At 36.1% G+C, this 12,056-nt stretch carries 13 protein-coding genes; 10 read left to right on the forward strand and 3 right to left on the reverse strand.

Going from position 1 to position 12,056, the window contains the following annotated elements; all coding sequences use genetic code 11:
- Positions 1 to 16: 16 nt before the first annotated feature.
- Positions 17 to 955 carry a COX15/CtaA family protein gene (locus ACVBAX_RS04960; RefSeq protein WP_430773791.1) on the reverse strand — a complete coding sequence of 313 codons (939 nt, stop codon included), beginning with the start codon at positions 953 to 955 and terminating at the stop codon, positions 17 to 19.
- 627 nt (positions 956 to 1,582) lie between these two features.
- On the opposite strand from ACVBAX_RS04960, the gene cyoE reads away from it, so the two are divergent.
- The 8 genes from cyoE (at position 1,583) to ACVBAX_RS05000 (ending at position 9,357) form a co-directional block, all read left to right on the forward strand.
- Entirely contained in the window at positions 1,583 to 2,515 is a 933-nt protein-coding gene (gene cyoE, locus ACVBAX_RS04965) for a heme o synthase (RefSeq protein ID WP_447116121.1), read from the forward strand.
- Positions 2,516 to 2,634: 119 nt separating this feature from the next.
- Positions 2,635 to 3,705 (forward strand): cytochrome c oxidase subunit II, encoded by a 1,071-nt coding sequence (coxB, locus tag ACVBAX_RS04970; protein ID WP_430773793.1) that lies wholly within the window; start codon positions 2,635 to 2,637, stop codon positions 3,703 to 3,705.
- Positions 3,706 to 3,736: 31 nt separating this feature from the next.
- Positions 3,737 to 5,605, forward strand: a complete 1,869-nt coding sequence (gene ctaD / locus ACVBAX_RS04975) for a cytochrome c oxidase subunit I (RefSeq protein ID WP_430773794.1) — start codon at positions 3,737 to 3,739, stop codon at positions 5,603 to 5,605.
- Positions 5,605 to 6,234 (forward strand): cytochrome (ubi)quinol oxidase subunit III, encoded by a 630-nt coding sequence (locus tag ACVBAX_RS04980; RefSeq protein WP_251515961.1) that lies wholly within the window; start codon positions 5,605 to 5,607, stop codon positions 6,232 to 6,234. The genes ctaD and ACVBAX_RS04980 overlap by 1 nt, the downstream gene beginning before the upstream one ends.
- A gap of 4 nt (positions 6,235 to 6,238) precedes the next feature.
- The gene (gene ctaF, locus ACVBAX_RS04985; protein WP_447116122.1) at positions 6,239 to 6,574 is read left to right on the forward strand and encodes a cytochrome c oxidase subunit IVB; all 336 of its coding nucleotides are present in this window, start codon (positions 6,239 to 6,241) and stop codon (positions 6,572 to 6,574) included.
- 132 nt (positions 6,575 to 6,706) lie between these two features.
- Positions 6,707 to 7,612 carry a cytochrome c oxidase assembly factor CtaG gene (gene ctaG / locus ACVBAX_RS04990; RefSeq protein WP_447116123.1) on the forward strand — a complete coding sequence of 302 codons (906 nt, stop codon included), beginning with the start codon at positions 6,707 to 6,709 and terminating at the stop codon, positions 7,610 to 7,612.
- A gap of 25 nt (positions 7,613 to 7,637) precedes the next feature.
- Positions 7,638 to 8,105 carry a DUF420 domain-containing protein gene (locus ACVBAX_RS04995; RefSeq protein WP_430773797.1) on the forward strand — a complete coding sequence of 156 codons (468 nt, stop codon included), beginning with the start codon at positions 7,638 to 7,640 and terminating at the stop codon, positions 8,103 to 8,105.
- Positions 8,106 to 8,181: 76 nt separating this feature from the next.
- On the forward strand, positions 8,182 to 9,357 hold the full coding sequence (locus ACVBAX_RS05000; protein ID WP_447116124.1) for a GNAT family N-acetyltransferase: 1,176 nt from the start codon (positions 8,182 to 8,184) through the stop codon (positions 9,355 to 9,357).
- 45 nt (positions 9,358 to 9,402) lie between these two features.
- Here ACVBAX_RS05000 and ytvI read toward each other — a convergent pair whose 3' ends face one another.
- Positions 9,403 to 10,464: a sporulation integral membrane protein YtvI gene (gene ytvI / locus ACVBAX_RS05005; RefSeq protein WP_430773799.1), complete on the reverse strand. Its 1,062-nt coding sequence runs from the start codon at positions 10,462 to 10,464 to the stop codon at positions 9,403 to 9,405.
- A gap of 151 nt (positions 10,465 to 10,615) precedes the next feature.
- On the opposite strand from ytvI, the gene ACVBAX_RS05010 reads away from it, so the two are divergent.
- Entirely contained in the window at positions 10,616 to 10,960 is a 345-nt protein-coding gene (locus ACVBAX_RS05010) for a hypothetical protein (protein ID WP_447116125.1), read from the forward strand.
- 26 nt (positions 10,961 to 10,986) lie between these two features.
- Here ACVBAX_RS05010 and ACVBAX_RS05015 read toward each other — a convergent pair whose 3' ends face one another.
- Positions 10,987 to 11,346, reverse strand: a complete 360-nt coding sequence (locus ACVBAX_RS05015; protein ID WP_447116126.1) for a YugN family protein — start codon at positions 11,344 to 11,346, stop codon at positions 10,987 to 10,989.
- Between the two features lie 220 nt (positions 11,347 to 11,566).
- Here ACVBAX_RS05015 and ACVBAX_RS05020 point away from each other — a divergent pair, with 220 nt between their 5' ends.
- Complete coding sequence (locus tag ACVBAX_RS05020) at positions 11,567 to 11,998, forward strand: CBS domain-containing protein (protein WP_447116127.1); 432 nt, start codon at positions 11,567 to 11,569, stop codon at positions 11,996 to 11,998.
- Positions 11,999 to 12,056: the final 58 nt, after the last annotated feature.

Raw genomic sequence — 12,056 nt, forward strand, 5'->3', positions numbered from 1 at the left:
AGTGCAACACCTTTTTTTACAGCGAGTGATTATTTTTCTTGTTAAGAGCAATCTGATTCTTTTTACTTCGAGTAACGAGGAGGATAAAATAGCTTAATACCCCGAATAAGCAAGAGATAAAAAATGCATGTGCTAAGGCGACCGTTAAGTTAAGTCGAGTGAAAACGATTAAGGCTCCAGTCATTACTTGAAGGGATACTAGTATAAACGCTATTGTCCAACCCCAAACAATAACTTTCTCATGTTTGAAATGTTTATAAGCTAATAGAGTAATATATCCAATCCAAAGAAAAATTAAGCCAGCTGCAAATCTGTGCCCCATCTGTACCCATTCGTAAAAATTTGTGGGTAAGCCAATTGAGTTATTCAAACAAAATGGCCAGTCTCTACATACTAGGCTAGCATTCACATGCCTTACTAGAGCGCCAGTGTAAACGACTACATAACTGTATACGCTAACTCCAATAATATGCTTACGCAAACGTGTATCAATGATTAATTTATGAGCTTCAAAACGCTTGTCTACTTCAAAAATAAGGAGTGTTAAAAGTAAGACAGCTGCGAATGAAATCAATGAGATACCAAAATGTAAAGCTAGTACAAAATCTGACTGTCCCCAAACAACAGCGGCAGCACCAATTAATCCTTGTAATACGAGGAAGAAAAAAGATAATGCCGATAAAAATTTTGTCTCACGGATATGACCAATCGTTTTCCAAGACCAGATGGATAATACCAATACCATTAAGCCGACAACACCAGAAACCACACGGTGAGCAAGTTCAATAATTAACTCTAGTGATATGTCAGTTGGAATAAGCTGTCCATTACATAAAGGCCAAGAACGACCACAACCCATTCCAGACTCAGTTTTTGTGACAAGAGCTCCTCCTAATAGAATCAATAACATACCAATCGTTGTAAGGACAGAAAACCATTTCAAGGCTCTGTTCAAAAAAATCACCTTCTCATCCAAGTTCACAAATTTGTCATAAGTTTCTATTGACATGTATAATGAACAGTATAATAATAACCACATTTTAATATATCTTTATCATAACGAATTAGTAGGAAAAAAAATAGAAGTTAATATGAGAAATACTGCATTTTTGATACTACACAATCTACCGAGTTTTTACAATATATATTAAGTATTTAACACTATGAGTAAATTGGAAACTAATGGATTGTTTTTAGGATATAATTCTACGGGTGATCTAGATACATAGTGGAGTTGATTTTAATGAGATCACACGACCAATCAATCACATAAATATTATTTTAACAAAATAAATAGCCTGTTTTACGAAACAAATCAGGACACAAATAATTCAAAAATAATTCAAAAAAAGTTCACAAAAATGGAGCGAAGTATGATTTAATAGATTGAGGAAATGTTATTTTTCTACACAAATATTTAACATTATTTCCACTATTAAGATAATGAAAACTATTGGCAGAATATTGACTAAAATCGGTGATATTCGTTTTTCATTACAATATAGCATTAGAACTAATAATGTACTATAGTTATTGTAGTGTCGTGTGACCTGATTTGTTTATAGGGAAAGGAGGAGAGAAAATGGCGGGTTCAAGATCAATAAGTGAAGCAACGATAAACGGTGATGATAACGGCATTGAGATACCAAAGACAAATGCTTGGAAGGATTTCCTTGCTTTGATCAAAATTGGAATCGTAAACTCCAACTTAATTACTACCTTTACTGGACTTTGGTTAGCGCTTCACTTTGGAGAAAAAAGCTTCTTATCAAATCTAGATATTGTTTTTTATACATTAATTGGATCTTCGCTCATTATAGCAGGATCCTGTGCCATAAATAATTACTATGATAGAGATATTGATCCTCTAATGGAACGCACAAAGGATAGACCAACTGTAACGGGAAACATACAACCACGAAAAGTAATTATTATGGGGTTAGTCCTAATTACAGTAGGTACTATTTTTCTTGCGTTAACAACATTAACAGCTGTTGTTATTGGACTTGTAGGAGTGTTTAGCTATGTTGTACTTTATACGATGTGGTCCAAACGTCAGCTTGTTTCAAATACCATCATAGGAAGTATATCGGGTGCCGTACCACCACTTATTGGTTGGTCAGCGGTTGATGGAGATTTGAGTATCATGGCATGGAGTTTATTCCTAATAATGTTTGCATGGCAACCACCTCATTTTTATGCACTAGCGATGAGAAGGGTAGAAGAATATAGAGCTGCTAGCATTCCCATGTTACCGGTTGTTAAAGGATTCGAAACAACAAAAAAGCATATCATTCTATGGATTGTTGCGTTGTTGCCGCTTCCATTCCTACTGACTAGCTTAGGGCTTCCATTTCTTATTTTAGCGTCAGTATTAAATGTTGGATGGTTAGTTACTGGTTTATATGGCTATAAGAAAAAGGACGATATGAAATGGGCAAAAATCATGTTTGTCTATTCACTACAATATCTAACTATTCTCTTTGTTGCTATGGTAATTGTCACACTAATATAAAATATGTTTGTTAGAAAAACCTTACCCTCCTGTCTGAGGGTGAGGTTGTCTATAAATTTTTTTACTGATCAAACATTTCAGGGAAGAAATATTTTACGAAAGAGGGGTTTGATTAAGCTATGAAAAGGCTTGCGAAATGGCGAATGATTTCAATGTTTGCAATCATAACGCTGCTACTTTCCGGATGTGGTGAACCGTTCTTGTCAACGCTTCAGCCAGCCGGTGAGGTTGCTAAAGAGCAATTTGATTTAATGATGTTATCAGTGGCGATAATGGTAGGGGTAATTATCGTCGTAACCTTGATCTTCACGATCGTGGTTGTAAAGTTCCGCCGTAAGGATAATAGCATTCCAAAGCAGGTGGAAGGAAGTCATAAGTTAGAAATTATTTGGACTGTTATCCCGATTATTCTACTTCTTATTCTAGCTGTTCCAACAGTAGCTTCTACATTCAAGTTTGCAGATGTATCAGAAATGGATAAGAAAAATGAAGATGGTAAAACGGATGCATTGGTAATTAATGTCCGTGCGAATCTTTACTGGTGGGAATTTGAGTATCCAAACGAAGAAATTATTACGAGTCAGGACCTAGTAGTTCCAACAGGACAAAAGGTGTACTTTAACTTAAAGGCATCAGATGTAAAGCACTCGTTCTGGATTCCTGCTGTTGGTGGGAAAATGGATACAAACACTGACAACGTAAACCGTTTTTATTTGCAATTTGATGAGCAAAAAGCAAATGAGGCTGGAGATTTATTTTACGGGAAATGTGCAGAGCTTTGCGGCCCTTCTCATGCTTTAATGGACTTTAAAGTTAAAGCGATTTCACCAGATGAGTTTGATCAATGGGTTGCTGATATGCAATCTGTTAAAGAACCTGAAAAGGCTGAAACACCTCTTGCACAACAAGGACAAGAAGTCTTTAATAACAGCTGTATTGGTTGTCATGCCGTCACACCAGCAACCGGTGCTCCGGAAGCTGCACGACTTGGACCAAATTTAACAAACTTTGGTGAAAGATCTCGTATCGCTGGGGTACTAGATCATTCAGAAGAAGAACTTAAAAACTGGATTTCTGATCCTGAAGCTTATAAGCCTGGGAACAAAATGACAAATGCATACAACAAATTAACTCCAGAAGAATTAGATGCTGTAGCAGAATACTTAATGAACTTAAAGGTACAGGATTAATAGGGGACTTTGTTAAAAGGGAGGTAGAATTGTGAGTACCTATGCTCAGAAAAAGGGGTTCGGAGCGACTGTTTGGGATTACTTAACTACAGTAGACCATAAAAAAATCGCTATCCTTTACTTAATTGCTGGTGGACTATTCTTTGTTTTAGGTGGTCTAGAAGCAATGTTTATTCGTATCCAGCTTGCAGTACCAAACAATGATTTTGTAAGCGCTGGATTATATAACGAGATTTTAACCATGCATGGAACAACAATGATTTTCTTAGCAGCCATGCCACTGTTATTTGCTTTTATGAATGCCATTATGCCACTTCAAATTGGAGCACGTGACGTTGCGTTTCCTTTTGTAAATGCACTTGGTTTCTGGTTATTCTTTTTTGGTGGTATCTTCTTAAACCTATCGTGGTTCTTAGGTGGTGCACCGGATGCTGGTTGGACTTCTTATGCATCTCTATCGATGGCATCTGAGGGACACGGTATAGACTTTTATGCATTAGGATTGCAGATCTCCGGTGCGGGTACGTTAATGGGGGGGATTAACTTCCTTGTAACGATTATCAACATGCGTGCACCTGGGATGACTTATATGAGAATGCCATTGTTTACATGGTCTACATTTGTGGCATCAGCACTTATCCTATTTGCTTTTCCTCCACTTACTGTGGGACTGTTCTTGCTGATTTTTGACCGTATGTTCGGTTCAAACTTCTTTGATGTTGCAAATGGTGGAAATACTGTCATTTGGGAGCATTTATTCTGGATCTTCGGACACCCAGAGGTTTATATTTTAGTATTACCTGCATTTGGTATTTTCTCGGAAATTTTTGCTACTTTTTCGAGAAAGCGTCTGTTTGGATATTCATCAATGGTGTTCGCTACAGTTCTAATTGGATTCTTAGGATTCATGGTATGGGCTCACCATATGTTCACAACAGGATTAGGTCCGATTGCCAATGCAATCTTTGCCGTTGCCACAATGGCAATTGCTGTTCCAACTGGTATAAAAATCTTTAACTGGCTCTTCACAATGTGGGGAGGAAGCATCAAGTTCACAACACCTATGCTTTATGCAGTTGCATTTATTCCATCGTTCGTAGGTGGAGGGGTAACTGGGGTTATGCTTGCCTCAGCAGCAGCTGACTACCAATACCATGATTCCTATTTCGTAGTTGCGCATTTCCACTATGTTATTGTTGGTGGAGTTGTATTTGGTCTTTTAGCAGCGACCCATTTCTATTGGCCAAAAATGTTTGGAACAATGTTAAACGAAACATTAGGAAAAATCACGTTCTGGTTATTCTTAATTGGATTCCACTTAACATTCTTTATCCAGCATTTCCTAGGATTAATGGGGATGCCGAGACGTATTTTCACATTTTTACCTAACCAAGGTTTGGATGCGGGGAACTTAATCAGTACGATTGGTGCATTCTTTATGGCGATTGCTACATTAATTCTGTTAATTAACATTGTGATCACTAGTGTGAAAAATGAAAAGGTTGGAAATGATCCTTGGGAAGATGGGCGTACACTTGAGTGGGCAATTCCGTCACCACCACCTTTCTATAACTTTAAACAGCTTCCGCTTGTTCGTGGATTAGATCCACTATGGATTGAAAAAATGGAAGGCAAAAAGGGTATGACTCCGGCTGAGCCGCTTGGTGATATCCATATGCCAAACAATTCATTTACTCCATTTATGATTTCACTTGGATTATTTGTCGCCGCTTTTGGTGCACTTTATCGTGAAGATTATAACTGGGGTGTAATGGTTCTTATTGCAGGAATGGGCATTACGTTATTATCAATGTTTGTACGTTCTGTTAAGGATGATCATGGCTTCCATATTCATAAGGAAGATCTATTAAATGATGATGATAAGGGGGGGAAGGCATAATGCATGTAGAAGATAAGTTTACTGCTGAAACATGGCCTGCCGCACCTGAAAAGCAAACCCTTGAAGGAAAGAATAAATTTTTAGGTTTTTGGTTATTTCTAGGCGGAGAAACGGTTCTCTTTGCATCACTTTTTGCAACTTACTTAGCATTAAAGGATAAGGTTCCGAATGCTGAACATGCACTAGCAAAGGATCTTTTTGAATTGCCAATTGTATTTGTGGCAACGATGCTACTTTTAACTAGTTCTTTAACAAGTGTATATGCAATGTACCACATGAAAAACTTCAATTTCAAAAAGATGCAGCTATGGTTAGGCTTAACTGTGCTGTTAGGATTTGCATTCTTGCTTCTTGAAATTTACGAGTTCAATCACTATGTACATGAATATCATCATACATTTACTAGTAGTGCATTTGGATCTGCCTTTTATACTCTTGTTGGCTTCCACGGAGGTCACGTGGCTTTCGGTCTTCTATGGATTGTCACTTTAATGGTGAGAAATGCAAAGCGTGGGTTAGATTTGTACAATGCTCCAAAGTTTTATGTTGCAAGTCTTTACTGGCACTTTATTGACGTGGTGTGGGTATTTATCTTCACGGTAGTATATTTAATGGGAATGGTGGGATAAACTGATGGCAAGTGAACAAACACATTCAGGTAACCCTAGAGTAGACATTGAATATCGTAAAAAGAAAAGTGCAGAGGAAATGCGCTATCAAATCGTATCATTTTCTATGATGATCTTTTTGACTTTAGTAGCATTTGTTGCTGTAGGCTATGGTGACTTTTCGGCATGGTTTATCGTTCCTTTCATTCTTTTGTTAGCAATCGTGCAAGTAGTCTTTCAATTATATTACTTCATGCATATGAGTCATAAGGGACATGAAGCGCCAGCGCTCTTCCTATATTCAGGTTTATTAGTTGGGTTAATAACAATATTAGCTTTTATGACCATTATTTGGTGGTAAATGAGTGAAAGAAAATCGGCCTCCTGAGCCGATTTTCTTTTTGCACTAAATATAGGAAAACCTCATTTATTGTAGAATCCATTACAAATCAGGTATAATATAACTGACTTAAAAATAACGAGGTGATCGCCATTGTCGCTTGATATATTTGGCTTTAGAGCATTATGGAGTCCGTTTTTTCTTATCCTATTACTTGTGATTTTAGCTAGTTATTTTCTCGTAACTACGAAGTATCGAACTCATTTTCAACAATCAGAAGCATTAACGAGAAAACAATGGATCAACTTTGTTTCAGCCATTTTACTATTATATGTGGTGAAGGGATCTCCCATTGATTTGCTAGGGCATATAATGTTTTATGTCCATATGATCCAGATGGCAATTCTATATTTAGTGATTCCGATTCTATTTATTTATGGAATTCCTCCATGGGTATGGAGATCTATACTAACTAGACCAATTATCAAACCATTGTTCGATTTTTTCACAAAACCTCTTATTGCACTTATTCTTTTTAATGGAGTGTTCTCTTTTTACCACGTGCCTAATATTTTTGATATTGTTAAAACAGATATGTGGTTGCACGCGGTCTATACTTCCATACTATTTTTATTAGCAATTTGTATGTGGTGGCCACTAGTGAACGAATTAGAAGAGTATGAAACATTAAACGGGTTAAAAAAGGTAGGTTATATTTTTGCAGATGGTATTTTGTTAACTCCAGCTTGTGCATTAATTATCTTTGCAGATACACCGATGTATTCTACTTTTTCTGATCCCAACGCATGGGCTAGTGCACTTGAATTATGCGTCCCATCAACGACACTAGCTTCTTTGAATTTAAGTGGGCCAGAAATGTTTAATTCGATGTCGCTTCTTGAGGATCAACAAACAGGCGGAGTGTTAATGAAGGTAATTCAAGAGGTTGTGTACGGACTGATCTTAGCACAAGTGTTCTTTAGTTGGTTCAAAAAGGAACAAACGATTGATGAGTTACCTACAAGTCAAACTAGCTTTCAACCTGAGCCTACTAAATAAAATAAGTTATTAAGAGGAGAAACAAATGGAGTTTACATTACCTATATTACCTACAATCAGTACAACCTTTATTGTGCTAAGTGGTTTAACTGTTGCCATTGGATGGTGGCAAATCAAGCAGCGTAAAATACAGGCCCATCAAAAAACGATGTTTTTAGCAGCTATATTTGCTATTATCTTCTTTATCATCTATGCTAGTAGAACTATTTTTATTGGTAACACAGCGTTTGGTGGACCAGAGGATATTAAAATATACTATACAATCTTTTTGATCTTTCATATTACGTTGGCGACGGTTGGAGCAGTATTAGGGATTATATCGTTGTATACAGGCTATAAAAAACAACTAGAAAAGCATCGAAAACTTGGACCTATTACAAGCGTTGTATGGTTTTTTACAGCTATAACCGGTGTAGCAGTTTATTTGCTATTATACGTTTTTTACCACGGAGGAGAAACTACCTCAGTTATCAAAGCGATCCTAGGGTTTTAAAGCAGCAAAAAAGCGCTACAAGTACTTGTAGCGCTTTTTTTGAATAAATTATATAGAAGTTTGTTAAGGGGTGGGAATGATGGAATATGTTGTGTTAACAGAAAAGGATTATGAAGAAGCCATGAAATTGTCGATGTATGCTTTTCAATACAAGATAAATGAGGAAGATATACCTAAAAGAAAACAAATGTTAAAATCACACGATATTCTTGCTGTTAAAGATGGACAAAAGCTTGTTGCAAAATTACACATGATCCCATTTTCTATTTATATTAACGAAAAAAAGTTTCAAATGGGAGGTATTGCTGGAGTTTCCACGTATCCAGAATATCGTCGGCACGGCTTTGTGAAACAACTCATTACTGACGCCTTAAAATATATGAACCAGAAACAGCAATACATATCTTTTCTTCACCCTTTTGATGTTGGCTTTTACCGTAGATTTGGTTGGGAGACTTTTGCAGATAACAAAAAGGTAACGATTGAAAAAAAAGATTTGGTTATGTTGCATTCCTACCAAGGCAGGGTGTTAAGGGATATTCCTGAGCATGAAAGAGCACAAATTGAAAGAGTTTATGAGTCTTTTGCGACATCTCATAGTGGGATGCTTGTTCGTACACAAGATTGGTGGAATGACCATGTTTACAGCGAGGATCATATAGCTGCGTATGTAAATGACAATGGTGAGTACGAGGGTTATATTGTATATTCAGTGAAAAATAAAGAGTTGGAAGTCATTGAAATCATTACTATTACCCATCAGGCAGCGATTGGTCTGTGGAATTTTATCTGTCAGCATGACTCCATGGTAGATAAGGTAGTAGTTAACACTTCGTCTTTTGATTTATTCCCATACTACTTAAAACAACCAAAACAAAAGACTGAAGTCCATCCATACTTTATGGCTAGAATTGTTAATGTAGAAGAGTTTCTAAAATCCTACTCTTTTAGGTCAACTGGTGAAAAGGTATTTATTCATGTGAATGATGAATACTGTAGATGGAATATTGGTTCATATTTACTTGCCGATGATACTATAACTGCTTTCAAGGAGAAAGAAGGAAGTGTCTGTGCACATTCACCTAAGGTAGGGTTGCAAATGGACATAGGAACATTGTCTACTCTTTTGTTAGGATACAAAACGACTGAAGAGTTGTATCACATTGGGAAAATTACAGGAAGCTTAGAAGATATAAAGAAGCTAGAGAGGAAAATTCCAAGATTGCGCCCATTTTTTCCTGATTTCTTTTAATATATATAAAAGCGCAGACTTCACAAATATGAAGACCGCGCTTTTTTAAATTTTAAAATTCAGCTTAATTATTCCGGCTTCTTTTGCCGAATTAAATGCAATTAATAGTAAAGGGCCAATAATAAACCCTAGTATTCCGAACAACTTTAGACCAAGGTACATGGCTATTAATGTAGATAATGGTGAAAGGCCGATATGTGTTCCCATTACTTTTGGTTCGACTGTTCGGCGAATAATTAACAAAATAACTGCTAAAATAGCAAGTTTTGTACCTAATACTACATCACCGGTAATGAAATGAAATAAAGCCCAGGGTGCCATAATTACTATAGAACCGATGATAGGGATAAAATCAATAATCCAAATGATGGTGGCCATTAATAAAGCTACTTTTGGAGTGATAATGAATAAACCGATTAATGTAACTAAGAAAATGATTACAGAAACAAGAAATTGAGCTTTTACAAAACCTATTACAACAAATGATAGACGAGAGGTCATAAAATGAACTTTATCAGCTGTTTTCTCAGTTAAATGACTGTATAAAGAAGTTTTTAACCTTGGTAAATCTAATAAGAAAAGAAATAGTGCGATCAGATAGACTAAAAAACTGACAAGATAGCTAGGGATATTTGTAAGTAATGACCGGACATTATCGATGTTTACATAAGCTACTAAATCATTTTTCGTTTGGTTAAGAAAAGTTTGTACTTGGCTACTAATTCCATCTACTATTTCTTTCGGTAATTCTTTTGCTGCTGAGGTTAATTTCTCTTCTGTATCTAACCAAGCTCGATTTATTTCATTTATTAGCTGTGGAGCGTATTCAACTACTTGAATGGCTTCTGTTATTACCTTTGTAACAATGAAGTAGCCGGTAACGCCCACAAAGAGCAAAAAGCCCATAAATACAACTAAGACAGATACTTTCTGATTAAGTTTGGTATGATTTTGTAGCATTCGTACGAGCGGTTCAAGAAATAAAGCAGTTATAAATGCAGTAATTAAAGGTATAGAAACAGGTAGGATAAGATATAACAAAAGGGCTGCAATACAGACTCCTAGAATAATGAAAAAATAACGTTTCTTAAAAAAGCTTAGTAACAAAAGATGTTCTCCTTCCATAAATAAAAAATATTTGTTCATTTCGGAACACTTAAATTATAGTATGCATTTAATAAAATAACCAATGAAAATAATAAAAATATGAAGTTATAAATTTTTGAGGTGTTTATTAGACGAGCCTAAAGGAGGGATTATGTTGATAAGTATATGTATGTTTGAGCAAAACGAAAGCAATCGAGCCGTTCACAACATTATTTCAGCAATAGTCGAGTCTAATATTAATGAAAGCAATGACTATGTCCTACACAATAAAAGAGGAAATATCATTGATCGCATTCAAGGGCCATTCCATCCGACAAAAAATCAAACGTACGAAGTGATACTGAAAGAAAGCATGGTTGGTATCATTTTAAGATTAAGTGCCATTAATTATAGAGGAATTATTGGAAAAATAGAAAATTTACAAGCTGCAATTCAAGAAGAAGTGTACTTGTTGACTGGGTATAATGTAAGTTATATTGATGTGAAACTTAGATAAAAAAAAAGACGCAAAAAAGCGTCTTTTTATTTAGCAAATTTCTCCACTTCAACTTTAACTTCATTTAGAAGTTTTTCGCATTGACTGACTAGTCCTTTTGGAAAGGTTTCCCCTTCACCGTATTCTACACCGTGTGGATAATAATGCTTCCCTAATAGTGGTGTCATTAATTGAACGGTTGCTTTGTGTGCGCCAACATCACCTTCTACAGCATATCCGAATACACGAAGGTAGAAAGTTCCTTCTTTTAGGATAAACTTACGGTCGTATGTTACTCTTTCATAGTCCCATTGTCCTTCACGAACTAATCCATGATCAAGCATAACTTCGTCCAAACGATTTAAATCCGCTTTAACGCTCTCAAGACCAACATTTTCAAACTTCATTATTTTCCCTCCTACAAAACACGATACCCGTCTACTTGAAACTGAACTTTTCACTATGTAATGATAACTTCTTCATGTTTAATAATAGTAGAAATTATAGGAAGTTGCAATGAGAACGTTCACAAAAGTCAGATATGTTTCCCTTGTGTACAATACGGGAATAGTTGACCATACAAAAGGGAACGATAAAACTGACAGATATTTTTTAGGAGGGCACAGGATGAAGACCATAAAAGAATTAATGACTAAGGAAGTTGAATGCTGTACGCTTCTGGATAATGTGTACGAGGTTGCACTTAAAATGAAAGAATTAAACGTAGGTGCAATTCCAATTGTTGATGATGATAAGTTAATCGGAATGATTACAGATCGTGATATTGTCGTTAGAGGAGTGGCAGAAAAACATCCTGGTTCGACAAAGGTAGAAGATATCATGAGTAAGCAGATCATAACTGTATCACCTGAAACAACTGCTAGAGACGCGGCCGAATTAATGGCCAAGCATCAAATTCGCCGTCTTCCTGTGACAGAAGGAAAAAAACTAGTAGGAATAGTAGCTCTAGGGGATTTGGCTATTGAGAAGATTACCGACTATCAAGCCGGTCAAGCCTTATCTGACATTTCCGAACATACTTCTTCTGACATGCATTAATGAAGGCACCTTTTGGTGTCTTTATTTTATTTATGTACAGAGCTTGGTAGGTTATAAT

Source organism: Robertmurraya sp. GLU-23, assembly GCF_052983275.1.

Coding starts and splice junctions, on each gene's coding strand:
- ACVBAX_RS04980 (WP_251515961.1), top strand. CDS start 5,605: ATGCATGTAGAAGATAAGTTTACTGCTGAAACATGGCCTGCCGCACCT.
- ACVBAX_RS05015 (WP_447116126.1), bottom strand. CDS start 11,346: ATGAAGTTTGAAAATGTTGGTCTTGAGAGCGTTAAAGCGGATTTAAAT.
- ACVBAX_RS05010 (WP_447116125.1), top strand. CDS start 10,616: ATGTTGATAAGTATATGTATGTTTGAGCAAAACGAAAGCAATCGAGCC.
- ACVBAX_RS05000 (WP_447116124.1), top strand. CDS start 8,182: ATGATGGAATATGTTGTGTTAACAGAAAAGGATTATGAAGAAGCCATG.
- coxB (WP_430773793.1), top strand. CDS start 2,635: ATGAAAAGGCTTGCGAAATGGCGAATGATTTCAATGTTTGCAATCATA.
- ACVBAX_RS04995 (WP_430773797.1), top strand. CDS start 7,638: ATGGAGTTTACATTACCTATATTACCTACAATCAGTACAACCTTTATT.
- ctaF (WP_447116122.1), top strand. CDS start 6,239: ATGGCAAGTGAACAAACACATTCAGGTAACCCTAGAGTAGACATTGAA.
- cyoE (WP_447116121.1), top strand. CDS start 1,583: ATGGCGGGTTCAAGATCAATAAGTGAAGCAACGATAAACGGTGATGAT.
- ACVBAX_RS05020 (WP_447116127.1), top strand. CDS start 11,567: ATGAAGACCATAAAAGAATTAATGACTAAGGAAGTTGAATGCTGTACG.